The organism is Pseudomonas sp. H3_A02, from assembly GCF_054671965.1.
On record NZ_CP162807.1, the window covers coordinates 2909892 to 2924249 of the forward strand.

12 protein-coding genes are annotated in these 14358 nt (G+C 62.6%); all 12 read left to right on the forward strand.

Features of this window, described 5'->3' with window-relative positions; all coding sequences use genetic code 11:
- Positions 1 to 30 precede the first annotated feature (30 nt).
- The 12 genes from cobO (at position 31) to AB4N80_RS12930 (ending at position 14290) form a co-directional block, all read left to right on the forward strand.
- Positions 31 to 657, forward strand: a complete 627-nt coding sequence (gene cobO / locus AB4N80_RS12875; RefSeq protein ID WP_122569223.1) for a cob(I)yrinic acid a,c-diamide adenosyltransferase — start codon at positions 31 to 33, stop codon at positions 655 to 657.
- Positions 654 to 2054: a cobyrinate a,c-diamide synthase gene (locus tag AB4N80_RS12880; protein WP_122569222.1), complete on the forward strand. Its 1401-nt coding sequence runs from the start codon at positions 654 to 656 to the stop codon at positions 2052 to 2054. The genes cobO and AB4N80_RS12880 overlap by 4 nt, the downstream gene beginning before the upstream one ends.
- Positions 2051 to 2701: a 5,6-dimethylbenzimidazole synthase gene (gene bluB / locus AB4N80_RS12885; protein ID WP_122569221.1), complete on the forward strand. Its 651-nt coding sequence runs from the start codon at positions 2051 to 2053 to the stop codon at positions 2699 to 2701. Before AB4N80_RS12880 ends, bluB begins: the two co-directional genes overlap by 4 nt.
- Positions 2698 to 3606 carry an adenosylcobinamide-phosphate synthase CbiB gene (gene cbiB, locus AB4N80_RS12890; protein ID WP_460082312.1) on the forward strand — a complete coding sequence of 303 codons (909 nt, stop codon included), beginning with the start codon at positions 2698 to 2700 and terminating at the stop codon, positions 3604 to 3606. The genes bluB and cbiB overlap by 4 nt, the downstream gene beginning before the upstream one ends.
- Positions 3599 to 4591: a threonine-phosphate decarboxylase CobD gene (gene cobD / locus AB4N80_RS12895; RefSeq protein WP_122569219.1), complete on the forward strand. Its 993-nt coding sequence runs from the start codon at positions 3599 to 3601 to the stop codon at positions 4589 to 4591. Before cbiB ends, cobD begins: the two co-directional genes overlap by 8 nt.
- A complete protein-coding gene (locus tag AB4N80_RS12900; RefSeq protein ID WP_460082315.1) occupies positions 4588 to 6039 on the forward strand; it encodes a cobyric acid synthase in 1452 nt (483 codons plus the stop codon). The genes cobD and AB4N80_RS12900 overlap by 4 nt, the downstream gene beginning before the upstream one ends.
- Before the next feature lie 728 nt (positions 6040 to 6767).
- Positions 6768 to 7289 carry a bifunctional adenosylcobinamide kinase/adenosylcobinamide-phosphate guanylyltransferase gene (cobU, locus tag AB4N80_RS12905; RefSeq protein ID WP_122569217.1) on the forward strand — a complete coding sequence of 174 codons (522 nt, stop codon included), beginning with the start codon at positions 6768 to 6770 and terminating at the stop codon, positions 7287 to 7289.
- On the forward strand, positions 7286 to 8341 hold the full coding sequence (cobT, locus tag AB4N80_RS12910; RefSeq protein WP_122569216.1) for a nicotinate-nucleotide--dimethylbenzimidazole phosphoribosyltransferase: 1056 nt from the start codon (positions 7286 to 7288) through the stop codon (positions 8339 to 8341). Before cobU ends, cobT begins: the two co-directional genes overlap by 4 nt.
- The gene (gene cobC, locus AB4N80_RS12915; protein WP_122569215.1) at positions 8338 to 8913 is read left to right on the forward strand and encodes an alpha-ribazole phosphatase family protein; all 576 of its coding nucleotides are present in this window, start codon (positions 8338 to 8340) and stop codon (positions 8911 to 8913) included. Before cobT ends, cobC begins: the two co-directional genes overlap by 4 nt.
- Positions 8914 to 8915: 2 nt before the next feature.
- Positions 8916 to 9653: an adenosylcobinamide-GDP ribazoletransferase gene (locus AB4N80_RS12920; RefSeq protein WP_460082319.1), complete on the forward strand. Its 738-nt coding sequence runs from the start codon at positions 8916 to 8918 to the stop codon at positions 9651 to 9653.
- Between the two features lie 184 nt (positions 9654 to 9837).
- On the forward strand, positions 9838 to 11850 hold the full coding sequence (locus tag AB4N80_RS12925) for a hypothetical protein (RefSeq protein WP_460082322.1): 2013 nt from the start codon (positions 9838 to 9840) through the stop codon (positions 11848 to 11850).
- A 229-nt stretch (positions 11851 to 12079) separates the two neighbouring features.
- Positions 12080 to 14290: an autotransporter outer membrane beta-barrel domain-containing protein gene (locus tag AB4N80_RS12930; protein ID WP_460082325.1), complete on the forward strand. Its 2211-nt coding sequence runs from the start codon at positions 12080 to 12082 to the stop codon at positions 14288 to 14290.
- The last annotated feature ends 68 nt before the right edge of the window (positions 14291 to 14358 follow it).

Here is a 14358-nt window from a genome sequence, read left to right on the forward strand (position 1 = left end):
GCCGTTATCCAATCCCAACGGAGAGCTCCCATGACTGACTCCCTCAGCACCGATACGTCTGATCGCGACGAACGCCACCTGGCGCGCATGCTGCGCAAGAAAGCCGTGATCGACGAGCGCATCGCCAACTCGCCGAATGAATGCGGCTTGCTGCTGGTGCTGACCGGTAACGGCAAGGGCAAGAGCAGCTCGGCGTTCGGCATGCTGGCCCGGTCCATGGGCCATGGCATGCAATGCGGTGTGGTGCAGTTCATCAAGGGGCGCAACAGCACCGGTGAAGAGCTGTTTTTCCGCCGCTTCCCGGAGCAGGTGCGTTTTCATGTCATGGGTGAAGGTTTTACCTGGGAAACCCAGGACCGTCAGCGCGACATCGCCGCCGCCGAAGCCGCCTGGGCCGTATCGCGTCAGTTGCTCAGCGATCCGTCCATTGGCCTGGTGGTGCTCGACGAACTGAACATCGCCCTCAAGCACGGCTACCTCGACCTCGACCAGGTGCTGAGCGATCTGCAGGCCCGTCCACCGATGCAGCATGTGGTGGTGACCGGGCGTGGCGCCAAGCCGGAGATGATCGAGCTGGCCGATACCGTGACGGAAATGGGCATGATCAAGCACGCGTTCCAGGCCGGCATCAAGGCGCAGAAAGGCGTCGAGCTGTGAGTGATGCTCGCCACTGCCCGGCGGTGCTGATCGCCGCTCCGGCCTCGGGCCAAGGCAAGACCACCGTCACCGCCGCCCTGGCTCGTTTGCATCGCAACCAGGGACGCAAGGTGCGCGTCTTCAAGTGCGGCCCGGACTTCCTCGATCCGATGATCCTGGAGCGGGCCAGTGGCGCGCCGGTCTATCAATTGGACATGTGGATGGTCGGCGAGCAGGAAAGCCGGCGGCTGTTGTGGGAAGCCGCCGCCGAAGCGGACCTGATCCTGATCGAAGGGGTGATGGGGCTGTTCGATGGCACGCCGTCCAGCGCCGATCTGGCGCGACATTTCGGCGTGCCGGTGTTGGCGGTGATCGACGGCACGGCCATGGCCCAGACTTTCGGCGCCCTGGCCCTGGGCCTGGCCCGTTATCAACCGGACCTGCCGTTCGCCGGGGTCTTGGCCAACCGGGTCGGCACCTTGCGTCATGCACAATTGCTCGAAGGCAGCCTGACCGAAGGCCTGCGTTGGTACGGCGCGCTGTCCCGGGAAACCGGCATCGAATTGCCCAGCCGTCATCTCGGGTTGGTCCAGGCCAGTGAATTGAACGATCTCGACCTGCGCCTCGACGCGGCGGCCGATGCTTTGGCCGGGAGTTGCGAAGTGGCGTTGCCGCCCGCCGTGGCGTTCGCCGCGCCCGAGGTGATCGCCGTGGAGCCGTGGCTCGCTGGGGTGCGCATCGCCGTGGCCCGTGACGAAGCGTTCGCCTTCACCTATGGCGCCAGCCTTGATCTGCTGCGGGCCATGGGCGCGCAGTTGAGCTTCTTTTCGCCGATCCATGACAGCGAACTGCCCGAGGCGGACAGCCTTTATCTGCCTGGCGGTTATCCGGAGCTGCACCACGTTGCGCTGGCCCGCAATACCCCGATGCTGGCCGCGATCCGTGCCCACCACGCAGCCGATAAACCGTTGCTCGCCGAATGCGGCGGCATGTTGTATCTGCTCGATTCATTGACCGATGTCGACGGCGTGCGCGCCGAACTGCTGGGATTGCTGGCCGGCGATGCGCAGATGCAAAAGCGCCTGGCGGCCCTGGCGCTGCAATCGGTGGATTTGCCGGAAGGCAACCTGCGTGGGCATACCTATCATCACTCCCTGACCAGCACCGAGGTTGAACCGATTGCCCGTGGTCATAGCCCGAATGGCGGGCGAGGGGCGGAGGCGGTTTTCCGGCAGGGGCGGATGACGGCTTCCTATGTGCACTTTTATTTTCCGTCCAATCCCAGGGCGATTGCCGCGTTGTTTGCGCCCGGGCTTGAGGCCGCTATCGCGAGCAAGCTCGCTCCCACAGGGGATTGTGTGATCTCAAGTACAACGCCTGCCAGTGTGGGAGCGAGCTTGCTCGCGAAGCGGCCATGACAGACACCGCTTTCTCCCAGGCCGAACGCGAAGCGGTCTACCGCGCCATTGCCGAGCGCCGCGACATGCGCCATTTCAGCGGCGGCACGGTGGAGCCGGCCTTGCTGCGTCGTCTGCTGGAAGCCGCGCACCAGGCGCCCAGCGTTGGCTTGATGCAACCGTGGCGATTCATCCGTATCAGCGACCGCGCCTTGCGTGGGCAGATCCGCGAACTGGTGGAGCAGGAGCGCATTCGCACCGCCGAGGCCCTGGGCGAGCGCAGCGATGAGTTCATGACACTCAAGGTCGAAGGCATCGACGACTGCGCCGAGGTGCTGGTGGCGGCGTTGATGGAGGATCGCGAGCGACACATCTTCGGCCGCCGGACCTTGCCGGAAATGGACCTGGCCTCGCTGTCCTGCGCGATCCAGAATCTGTGGCTGGCCTCCCGCGTCGAAGGGTTGGGGATGGGCTGGGTGTCGTTGTTCGAACCCCAGGCCCTGGCCGATCTGCTGGGCCTGCCCGCCGGGGCCAAGCCGCTGGCGATCCTCTGCCTGGGCCCGGTCGAGGGCTTTTACCCGGCACCGATGCTCGCCCTGGAAGGTTGGGCGCAACCGCGTCCGCTCCATGAACTGCTGTATGAAAACCGTTGGGGAGTGAGCCCATGAGTGTGGCGTTGCTCAGTGCCGCCGCGGTGGCACTGGATGCGCTGTTGGGCGAGCCCCGGCGCTGGCATCCGCTGGTGGCGTTCGGTCGTTTCGCCGATCGCATCGAACAGCGCTTCAACGCCGGTGGGCGTGGCTGGCGCAGTCACGGGGTGACGGCGTGGGTGATCGCGGTGGTGCCGTTGACCCTGCTGGCCACGGCCCTGTCCTGGGCGCCGATGGTGGGCTGGTTGGTGGAGATCCTGGCGTTGTACTGTGCCCTCGGCCTGCGCAGCCTCGGCGAGCATGTCGAGCCGGTGGCGCGGGCGCTGCGCAGCGGTGACCTGGAGCAGGCGCGCCAACGTGTCGGCTACCTGGTCAGTCGCGAGACGGCTGAACTGGATGAAACCGCCGTGGCCCGCGCCGCCACCGAGTCGGTGCTGGAAAACGGCAGCGACGCGGTGTTCGCCGCGTTGTTCTGGTTCGCCGTGGCCGGCGCGCCCGGTGTGGTGCTGTACCGCCTGAGCAATACCCTCGACGCCATGTGGGGCTACCGCAACGAGCGCTTCGAGCGCTTTGGCTGGGCGGCTGCGAAGATCGACGACGTGCTCAACTACATTCCGGCACGCCTGGTGGCGTTGACCTACGCGCTGCTCGGCAAAACCCGTCTGGCGCTCAAGTGCTGGCGCACCCAGGGCCCGACCTGGGACAGCCCCAACGCCGGGCCGGTGATGGCCGCCGGGGCCGGAGCGCTGGGTGTGGAGCTGGGCGGGGCGGCGGTTTACCACGGCGAACTGCACCAACGTCCGCCCTTGGGCGAAGGCGTGCCGGCGAGTGCCGATTCCATTGATCGCGGCTGGCAATTGGTCCAGCGCGGGGTATGGTTGTGGTTGCTGATTCTCTGCCTGGGAGCTGAGTTCTATGCTTGAGCACGGCGGACGCTTGCGCAATGCGGCCCGGCAATACGGCGTTGCCGAGGCCGATTGGCTCGATTTGTCCAGCGGCCTCGCGCCTTGGCCGTTCGACGTTCCGGCCATTCCCCTGCGGGCCTGGGCGCGCCTGCCGGAAACCGATGATGGATTGGAGCAGGCCGCCTGCGACTACTACGGTGCATTAGATGTGCTGCCGGTGGCCGGTTCGCAGATGGCCATCCAGCTGTTGCCGCGCCTGCGTCGCAGCGGCAAGGTCGGCGTCTTGTCGCCCTGTTATGCCGAGCACGCCGAAGCCTGGCGCCGCAGTGGCTATATCGTGCGCGAAGTACTGGAAGCGGAAGTGGATTTCTTTCTCGACAGCCTCGACGTGTTGGTGGTGGTCAATCCGAACAACCCCACGGGCTTGAGCCTGGCGCCCGAGCGCTTGTTGGACTGGCATGCCCGCCTGGCCCAGCGCGGTGGCTGGCTGGTGGTGGATGAAGCCTTCATGGACGTCACGCCGGCGCTGAGCCTGGCGGCGCACACCCATCTGGTCGGGCTGATCGTGCTGCGTTCGTTCGGCAAGTTCTTTGGCCTCGCCGGGGTTCGCCTGGGCTTTGTCTTGGCCGAGCGCCGCTTGCTCAAGTTGCTCGCCGAACAAGTCGGGCCGTGGGTCGTCAGCGGGCCGACCCGGGTACTGGGCCAGGCCTGCCTGCTGGACAGCGCCGCCCACGCAGACCAGCGCCAACGCTGCCAAGCCACGAGCCAACGCCTGGCGCTGTTGCTTGAACGCCACGGTTTCAAGCCGCAGGGCGGCTGCGGATTGTTCCAATGGCTGGTCACCGAGCACGCCCAGGGGCTGCACGATTTCATGGCCCAGCGCGGCATTCTCCTGCGCCTGTTCGTGAACACCAGCAGCCTGCGTTTCGGGCTGCCGGCCGACGACAGCGAATTCCTGCGCCTCGAACAGGCCTTCGAGGCCTACGCCAAGGACACCCAATGACCACAGTGATGGTGCAGGGCACCACGTCCGATGCCGGCAAAAGTACCCTGGTCACGGCTTTGTGCCGCTGGGTCCGGCGCCAGGGTGTGGGCGTGGTACCGTTCAAGCCACAGAACATGGCCCTCAACAGTGCCGTGACGGCCGACGGCGGCGAAATCGGTCGCGCCCAGGCGGTGCAGGCCCAGGCCGCCGGGCTCGAGCCGCACACAGACATGAACCCGGTGCTGCTCAAGCCCAACAGCGACACCGGCGCCCAGGTGATCATCCATGGCCGCGCCGTCACCACCATGAACGCCGTGGCTTATCACGATTACAAAGCCATCGCCATGCAAGCGGTGCTGGCCTCCCACGCGCGCTTGAGCGCGGCCTATCCGGTGGTCATGGTGGAAGGCGCTGGCTCGCCGGCCGAGATCAACCTGCGCGCCGGTGACATCGCCAACATGGGCTTTGCCGAGGCGGTGGACTGCCCGGTGTTGCTGATCGCCGATATCAATCGCGGCGGGGTGTTCGCCCATCTGGTCGGCACGCTGGAGTTGCTTTCCCCCAGCGAACAGGCGCGGGTCAAAGGCTTCATCATCAACCGTTTTCGTGGCGACATCGCTTTGCTGCAACCGGGCCTGGACTGGTTGGAGGCGCGCACCGGCAAACCGGTGATCGGCGTATTGCCCTACGTGATGGACCTGCACCTGGAAGCCGAGGATGGCCTCGATCAACGCCAGATCGACAAGGCCGAGCAAGTGCTGAAAGTGGTGGTGCCGGTCTTGCCGCGCATCAGCAACCACACCGATTTCGATCCGCTGCGCCTGCACCCGCAAGTCGACCTGCAATTCGTCGGCCCCGGCCAGCCCATCCCGCCGGCCGACCTGATTATCCTGCCCGGCTCGAAAAGCGTGCGCAGCGACCTGGCCTACCTGCGCGCCAACGGTTGGGAGACGGCGATCCATCGTCACCTGCGCTACGGCGGCAAATTGCTGGGCATCTGCGGCGGTTTGCAGATGCTCGGCCAGCACGTCCATGACCCGTTGGGCCTGGAAGGCGCGGCCGGTTCCAGTGCCGGGCTGGGCCTGCTGGATTTTGAAACGACCCTGGAGCACGAGAAGCAATTGCGTAATGTGCGCGGGCGATTGGCCTTGGAAGTGGCCGAGGTCAGCGGTTACGAGATCCACGCGGGAGTGACCAGCGGCCCGGCCCTGGAAAACGCCGCGGTGCACTTGGAAGACGGCCGTTGCGACGGTGCCCAGAGCCTCGACGGACAGGTGTTCGGCACCTACCTGCATGGGCTGTTCGAATCACCGGCGGCCAGTTGCGCGTTGTTGCGTTGGGCGGGGTTGCAGGAGGTGCAGGCGGTGGACTACCACGGCTTGCGCGAGCGGGACATCGAGCGGTTGGCGGATCTGGTGGAGCGGCATCTGGATACTGGATTGTTGCGTGAGCTCTGTGGGATCTAGGGTGGCTGGGCCGGCCCCTTCGCGAGCAAGCTCGCTCCCACAGGGGATTTGTGTGCACAGCAGGCACGGTGTGGGCTCTGTGGGGGGTAGGGTAGCAGGGCCGGCCCCTTCGCGAGCAAGCTCGCTCCCACAGGGGATTTGTGTGCACAGCAGGCACGGTGTGGGCTCTGTGGGGGGTAGGGTAGCAGGGGCGGCCCCTTCGCGAGCAAGCCCGCTCCCACAGGGGATTTGTGTGCACAGCAGGCACGGTGTGGGCTCTGTGGGGGGTAGGGTAGCTGGGCTGGCCTTATCGCGAGCGGGCTCGCTCCCACATTGGATCTCTGATGACCACAGCATTCATGTACACCGTGGATCAACTGTGGGAGCGAGCCTGCTCGCGATGAGACCGGCAGCAACACCGCTAATACAACGTAGCCAATGTCCCAGCATTGGATTTGCGGGGGCACATAAATCCCCTGTGGAAGCGCAATGCGGTTCATTTAAGAAAAATGATGGACCTTTGGCGAGGGAGCTTGCTCCCGCTCGGCTGCGAAGCAGTCGTAAACCGGCGGGAGCGGTGGTTTGATGCTCCGCATTTGGCAGGTTATGGGGCCGCTTCGCGGCCCAGCGGGAGCAAGCTCCCTCGCCACGGGTTTGTCGATGGCCTTAAGTGAACAGCATTACCTGTGGGAGCGAGCTTGCTCGCGATGGCGCCAGTTACCACACCGCCAAATAAAAGGTAATGATCCATGCTGCAACTGATCCTCGGCGGCGCCCGCTCCGGCAAGAGTCGCTTGGCTGAAAAACTCGCGGCGGACACCGGCTTGCCAGTGACCTACATCGCCACCAGCCAACCCCTGGACGGCGAGATGAACCAGCGCATCGCCCAGCACCGCGCCCGACGGCCGGCCGAATGGACGCTGGTGGAGGAGCCCTTGGCCCTGGCCCGGGTGCTGCGGGAAAACGCCGCCCACGGGCAATGCCTGCTGGTGGATTGCCTGACCCTGTGGCTGACCAACCTGCTGATGCTCGACGATACCGAGCAACTGAACGCCGAACGCGAAGCGCTGCTGGACAGCCTGGCCGTGCTGCCCGGGGAGATCATTTTTGTCAGCAACGAGACCGGCATGGGTGTCGTGCCGCTGGGCGAGCTGACTCGCCGTTACGTCGATGAAGCCGGTTGGCTGCATCAAGCCTTGGCCGAACGTTGTCAGCGCGTCGTGCTGACCGTCGCGGGCCTGCCCCTGACTCTCAAAGGTACTGCGTTATGAATCATCGCTGGTGGCTGGACCCGTGCAAGCCCGTCGATACCCACGCGCTGGAAATGGCTGCGGCCCGTCAACAACAGCTGACCAAACCCGCCGGTTCGTTGGGCCGACTGGAATCGGTGGCGGTGCAACTGGCGGGCCTGCAAGGGCTGGTCAAACCGAGCCTGGAACGGCTGTGGATCGCGATTTTCGCCGGTGACCATGGCGTGGTCGCCGAAGGCGTATCGGCCTATCCCCAAGCGGTCACCGGGCAGATGCTGCTCAACTTCGTCAGTGGCGGTGCAGCCATCAGCGTCCTGGCGCGGCAACTGGGCGCGTCCCTGGAAGTGGTCGACCTGGGCACCGTCACGCCATCGTTGGACCTGCCCGGTGTGCGGCATCTGAACCTCGGGCCGGGCACGGCGAATTTCGCCCAGGGCCCGGCCATGACGGTGAGCCAGGGCGAGCAGGCCTTGCACGCCGGGCGCGACAGTGTGCTGCGCGCGGTCGCGGCTGGGACGCAATTGTTCATCGGCGGCGAGATGGGCATCGGCAACACCACCGCCGCCAGCGCCTTGGCCTGCGCCTTGCTCGAATGCCCGGTGGTGCATCTGGTGGGGCCGGGCACGGGGTTGGACGCCGCGGGTGTCAGCCACAAGACCCAGGTGATCCAACGGGCCCTGGCGTTGCACGCTGCCCAAGGCAACGACCCGTTGCAGACCCTGTTCAACCTCGGCGGTTTTGAAATCGCCGCGTTGGTCGGTGCGTACCTGGCCTGTGCCCAGCAGGGCGTCGCCGTGCTGGTGGATGGCTTCATCTGCAGCGTCGCGGCCCTGGTGGCCGTACGGCTCAATCCCGCGTGCCAGCCGTGGTTGCTGTTCGCCCATCGCGGCGCCGAACCGGGCCATCGCCATGTGCTGGAAACCCTCGGCGCCGAACCGCTGCTGGAGCTCGGCCTGCGCCTGGGTGAGGGCAGTGGCGCGGCGTTGGCGGTGCCACTGTTGCGCCTGGCCTGTGACCTTCACGGACAGATGGCGACGTTTGCCGAAGCGGCCGTGGCGGATCGCCCGGCATGATCTTGCGCCTGGACCTGCTGCGTCACGGCGAAACCGAACTGGGCGGCGGCCTGCGCGGCAGCCTCGACGACGCCTTGACGACCAAGGGCTGGGAGCAGATGCACACGGCTGTCGCTCAAGGCGGGCCCTGGGATCGCCTGGTCAGTTCACCGCTGCAGCGCTGCGCCCGTTTCGCCGAGCAACTCGGCGCCCGTCTCAACCTGCCAGTGCATTTGGACAAAGACCTGCAAGAGTTGCATTTTGGCGCCTGGGAAGGTCGCAGCGCGGCGGCACTGATGGATACCGACGCCGAGGCACTGGGCCGGTTCTGGGCTGACCCCTATGCCTTCACGCCCCCCGAAGGCGAGCCGGTGCTGGCGTTTTCCAGCCGCGTCCTGACGGCAATCGAACGCCTGCACGCGGCCTATGCCGGTCAGCGGGTCTTGCTGGTCAGCCATGGCGGCGTGATGCGCCTGCTGCTGGCCCAGGCCCGCGGTCTGCCTCGGGAGCAACTGCTCAATGTCGAAGTCGCTCATGGCGCGCTGTTTTCCCTGACAGTGTCGGCAGGTTCAGTGCTCGAAGAGGCGGTTTGACGATGTTGCCTTTCTGGATCGCCCTGCAATTTCTCAGCAGCCTGCCGGTGCGCCTGCCCGGCATGCCCGAGCCCGAGCAACTGGGTCGTTCATTGTTGTTCTACCCATTGGTGGGGCTGTTGTTCGGCGGCGTGCTGTGGTTGCTCAATGCACTGCTGTTGGGGGCGCCGCCGTTGTTGCACGCCGCCCTGTTGCTGACAGCGTGGGTGTTGCTCAGCGGCGGCCTGCACCTCGACGGCCTGGCCGACAGCGCCGACGCCTGGCTGGGCGGTTTTGGCGACCGCGACCGCACGCTGCTGATCATGAAGGATCCGCGCAGTGGGCCCATCGCGGTGATCACTCTGGTGTTGGTGCTGCTGCTCAAATTCACCGCGTTGCTGGCGTTGATCGAACAGGGGCAAATGTTGGCCTTGATCATCGTGCCGGTGCTGGGGCGTGCGGCGTTGCTGGGCTTGTTCCTGACCACGCCTTACGTGCGGGCCGGCGGGTTGGGCCAGGCCCTTGCCGATCATCTGCCCCGGCGTGCAGCGTGGTGGGTGTTGTTGGTGTGCGCGCTGGGGGGCGTGCTGGTGGCGGGTTGGGCGGGTGTCTGTGCGTTGGCCGTGACCTTGGCGGTGTTCGTTGGCTTGCGGCGGATGATGCTGCGCCGGCTCGGGGGCTGCACCGGGGATACGGCCGGGGCATTGCTGGAGTTGCTGGAGATGGCGGTGTTGGTGGGGGTGGGGGTGGTATTGAGCTGAATTTGCCCTGCCTACCTGTCAACTCTGACAGTATCGCCTCGTTAAAATCTGGCGCTTAATTTGTTCAAGGTCCCGACTATCGAAGTGTCTGCGAGCTGTTGTCTCGATCAAGTGGCTGAATCTATTCCCGACCATGGCTCTGCCCATGGCTGAACCTGATTTGACTCAAGAGTGAGAACAGGCGATGACCCAGGTATATAGAAAACGTCAAGGTGAAGAGGCTCGGCATGCTTATGGCCGGGTATTGGCAGAGCGGCAGCGTGTCGGGGACATGACCCCGCCCACCATTACCGATGCGATCCCCGGCGATCCGGATGGGCTGCTTCCGAGAGCCAGGCTCGATGCGCCGATACGCGTGCAAATTCCAGAGTTTCCATTGGGGCCCATACCAAACCCGTCAAACACAGAGTTTTTCTCGGAGTTGACGTTGCAATGGCGACGTGAAAGTGAGGCGGAGTTCCACGACATCAGCGACATGGAACTGCTCTCGAATTTGACCGGTGTTACATTTCCGCTAAATCGAGAAATTGCCTTGGATAAATTTGAGGGGCAAGAAGGGAAGTTCTTTTTTCGTTATTACGTCAGGATGTATTACACCAATCATGACTGGTCAATAGAAGTCCCCATTCGTTTGGATAAAACCGCACCCTACAGGCAATATAATCATCCGGATGACGTTCCGCCGCCTATAAGGTTCACTTCGAGCCCCATTACTGACGCGACCCTGGCTGCTGAAAACGGTGTTGAATGTGAAATCGATGATTTCAGTGATCCTGATAAAGCACGGATCATCGTTGCGGTGGGTTGGAGCGACGCGCCGCCGGACCCTGGTGAAACTATTGTCCCCGCCTTCTCTGGACAGTTGCCTCCCGACCGAAAAGTAACCGTTACCAGGGACAAAATCGAGCCTTTCGGATCGGGGACTCATTATGTGACCTACGTCCTGATGGATCCTGCCGGCAATGTCAGCAATTTATCGCGGGTACAGAATGTGCCTGTAGCCTTGGGGGCGCTGCCAACCAATCTGCAACCCCATACGGTACCTTTGCATGCTGATTCGCTGATCAATCGCGCGGATGCCTGGGCCGGGGTCAGGGTAGAGATTCCCCTCTACGACAATCCTATGCCCGAGGACGAGATCTTCGTCGAGTGGGGCAGCGCGAAGCTGCAGGGTTATCCCGTGGGGGAGCATCTGCCGCCGGTCATTTCGATTCCCGTGAACTGGGCACGTTTAAAAGCCGAGTACAATTCTACCGCCGGGGGGGTGCAGGTCGTCCCGGTCAGTTACCGGGTCGAACGTGCGCCACAGGTTGACTACTGGCCGAATCCTCGGACGATCAATATCAATGTCGATTTTTCCATGACCGGCCCGATCGACCCTGACGATCCAGATCCCAATCCGGTCACTCCGCTCCTGGATCAGGTGACAGTCTATAGCGCTACAGGCACCGAAGATAATGTACTGCCCGAGCAGGACTTCAATGCGCCAGCAACGGCCAAGTTCAAGGCGCCGGATCCGGTTGTCGATGGCGATACCTTTACCTTGTACTGGAAGGGGGTCGCAGTAGCTCATACGTATACGTCAGATGGCTCGATCAACCCTGGCGATGACATCACCATCAATATCACCTGGGACGAAATTCTTGCCGGCGGAGCCCATCCGCAGTTGCCTGTTTACTATGTGATGAGTCACGCCAACTTTCCGAACAATGATCGGGAGTCCCTGATTACCCCCGTCAAGGTCGAGGCTATTCGGGTTATTCCCTCTGCGCCGTTTTTCACCGACTTGGGCGCAGGTACCTTTCTCAATTGCAGTATGTTGCGCACCGTCAATGGAGTGATCGGTTATCGCGTAACCGTTCCACCCTCGACCTATCTTGAGCCGGGTGAAACGATCCAGTTGCGCTGGAGAGTTTATCAGGCGGATGGTACGACCCTGATTCCTTCTGTGAGCAAGGACACACCCCTACCCATTCCGGCTGATGCGCAGACGGCCGGCATCCAATGGTTCATTGACTATGATCGGCATGTCCTGCCCGCCGACGCAGTATCGAGCCCGTATAGTTATGCGGAAATCGACTACACCACGCCGGTCGAGGGTGTGCCAAAGCCCTCTGCGAAAACTAATCAAATCATGTCCATTGCCCTGGGCACAATTGGGGCCACGTGCGATCTGACGAATATCCCAACACCTTGACAGAGCCATTGCCCCGGGACAGAAAAATAGTCCTGGGGCAATGGAAGGGCAGTGGGCAGGTGAATGAAAGAAGGTTTAAGGAATAATCCCAATGGCAATAGGATTTTTCCTACATAGATTGTCGGGTTCGATCTGTAGTCTGCGGCACCTATTCAACCGTGTCGTACGTAGTTGTTGGAAGTTGCCTACGACGCTGGTGTTAAACCGAAATGTCTCAACGGTGCTTGCCATGACTTGTGTAAAACCCTTTGTGTTGCGACCGCTGTCGCAGGCCTTGAAGCTTCTCTCCATCACGCCCTTGCTGGTGTTCAGTCAACACACTTTTGGATTGATCATTGACGGTGGCAGCCCGGTAGTGATCGACGGCACAAACCCGCCGGAAAGCTACACCTTGCGCAACAATGCCCAACTCACGGCCAATGGCGCCACGACCAATCAGATCCTGGTCCAGAGTGGCTCCCAGCTTGCACTCAATGGCTCAGCAGTCACCGCCACGGGTTCCAATGATGGTGTACAGCTATTGGCGAGCAGCGCAACCATCAACGGCAGCAATATCACCAGCGGAAATACTGGTCTGGCGGTGGGTTACGTCGCGGGTTCAGGCGCAGGCTCCCGGGCCGTGGTTGCCGACAGTGCAATCACCGGTGGCAATATGGGCGTCAGCGTCAGCAGCCTGGGTGTGCTCGAGTTGTCGCGAACCGCTGTCACCGCCGTCAATGCCAGTGGCGTCGGCTTGAATATGAGCGAAGCCTCCGTCGTGGCACGCGACAGCAATATCACTGGCGGCGTTAACGGTATCCGGATCATTGCCAGCGGCGCCGAAGTTGCGCCGCGTACTTTGGAACTGGATGGCACCCGAGTAGAGGGTTTGAGCGGCGCGGCGATCGAAATCAATGACTTTGGCCAGACTGCAGAAGCGGCGAATATCCTCATCGGGAACGGTTCGACCCTGGTCGGAGGCAATGGCGTATTACTCAATGTGGCGGGCGGTGCTACCGCCAATGCAACCGTGGACAACAGCGATCTGGTTGGCGATGTGATCGTCGAAGCCGGGAGCACCGGCAATGTCACCCTGCAGAACTTCGCGACCCTGACCGGACGTTTGCAGAATGTCGAGACCCTGGCTCTCAATAGCCAAGGCAAGTGGATCATGGTCGAGGACGGTCAGCTACAGAACCTGAGCATGGCCGGCGGCTCGGTGCAGTTTGGCCAACCCGGCGAGTACCTGCGCCTGTCGGTAGACAACCTCAGCGGCAATGGCAATTTCATCATGCATACCGATTTCGCCACCGGCCAGACCGACTTTCTTGACGTAACCGGAGCGGCCACCGGCAGCCACACCCTGGATGTCTCCAGCAGCGGCAACGACCCCCTGTCGGATAAGCAGATCCATGTGGTGCATACCGCCAGCGGCGATGCCTCGTTTTCGCTGCTCAATGGTCGGGTTGACCTGGGTACCTATTCCTATGACCTGCTTCAGGTCGGCGGCAATGACTGGTACCTGGACGCCGCCAGCAAAGTGATCAGCCCGGGCACCGCTTCGGTGCTGGCATTGTTCGATGCTTCGCGTTCGGCCTGGTATGGCGAACTGAGCACCCTGCGCAGTCGCATGGGCGAAGTGCGCATGAACAGTGGCCAGACTGGCGGCTGGATGCGCGCCTATGGCAATCGCTTTGATGTTTCCGCCGATTCCGGCATGGCTTACAAACAGACCCAGCAGGGTTTGTCCCTGGGCGTGGATACCCCAGTGCCGGCATTGGGCGATGGCCAGTGGGTGATCGGACTTCTGGCCGGCTACAGCCGTTCGGATCTGCAAATGAAGCACGGTACCTCGGGTGAGGTCGACAGCTTTTATGTCGGTACCTACGCCACCTGGCTGGATGCCGATACCGGTTACTACTTCGACGGAGTGCTCAAGCTCAACCGCTTCCAGAACCAGTCCGATGTCGCCCTCAGCGATGGCGCCAAGGCCAAGGGCCGCTATGACACCCATGGCCTGGGTACCACGCTGGAATTTGGTCGGCATATCAAGCTCGACGACGGTTATTTTGTCGAACCCTTCGTCCAGGCCGCTGCGCTGGTGGTACAAGGTAAGGACTACTCGCTGGACAATGGCATGAGCGCCGATGGCAGCCGCAGCCATTCGTTGCTGGGCACTGCGGGTGCCACCGTAGGTCGCGACATCGACCTGGGCGGTGGGCAAATCCTCCAGCCGTACCTGAAAGCAGCCGTGGTGCATGAGTTTGCCAAGAGCAATGACGTCAAGGTCAACAACACTACCTTCGATAATGACCTGTCCGGTTCGCGCCTGGCATTGGGTGGCGGGGTGGCGATGAAAGTCTCGGACAAAGTCCAGCTGCATGCCGATCTTGACTATAGCCATGGCGATAAGATCAAGCAGCCCTGGGGCGTCAACTTCGGCGCTACGTATGCTTGGTAATAGGGCTGAGTAATAAAAAAGGGCTGGATTTTCCAGCCCTTTTTTATGTGCGTGTCTCGTCCTGAATA

Coding starts and splice junctions, on each gene's coding strand:
- cobO (WP_122569223.1), top strand. CDS start 31: ATGACTGACTCCCTCAGCACCGATACGTCTGATCGCGACGAACGCCAC.
- bluB (WP_122569221.1), top strand. CDS start 2,051: ATGACAGACACCGCTTTCTCCCAGGCCGAACGCGAAGCGGTCTACCGC.
- cbiB (WP_460082312.1), top strand. CDS start 2,698: ATGAGTGTGGCGTTGCTCAGTGCCGCCGCGGTGGCACTGGATGCGCTG.
- cobD (WP_122569219.1), top strand. CDS start 3,599: ATGCTTGAGCACGGCGGACGCTTGCGCAATGCGGCCCGGCAATACGGC.
- AB4N80_RS12900 (WP_460082315.1), top strand. CDS start 4,588: ATGACCACAGTGATGGTGCAGGGCACCACGTCCGATGCCGGCAAAAGT.
- cobU (WP_122569217.1), top strand. CDS start 6,768: ATGCTGCAACTGATCCTCGGCGGCGCCCGCTCCGGCAAGAGTCGCTTG.
- cobT (WP_122569216.1), top strand. CDS start 7,286: ATGAATCATCGCTGGTGGCTGGACCCGTGCAAGCCCGTCGATACCCAC.
- cobC (WP_122569215.1), top strand. CDS start 8,338: ATGATCTTGCGCCTGGACCTGCTGCGTCACGGCGAAACCGAACTGGGC.
- AB4N80_RS12920 (WP_460082319.1), top strand. CDS start 8,916: ATGTTGCCTTTCTGGATCGCCCTGCAATTTCTCAGCAGCCTGCCGGTG.
- AB4N80_RS12925 (WP_460082322.1), top strand. CDS start 9,838: ATGACCCAGGTATATAGAAAACGTCAAGGTGAAGAGGCTCGGCATGCT.
- AB4N80_RS12930 (WP_460082325.1), top strand. CDS start 12,080: ATGACTTGTGTAAAACCCTTTGTGTTGCGACCGCTGTCGCAGGCCTTG.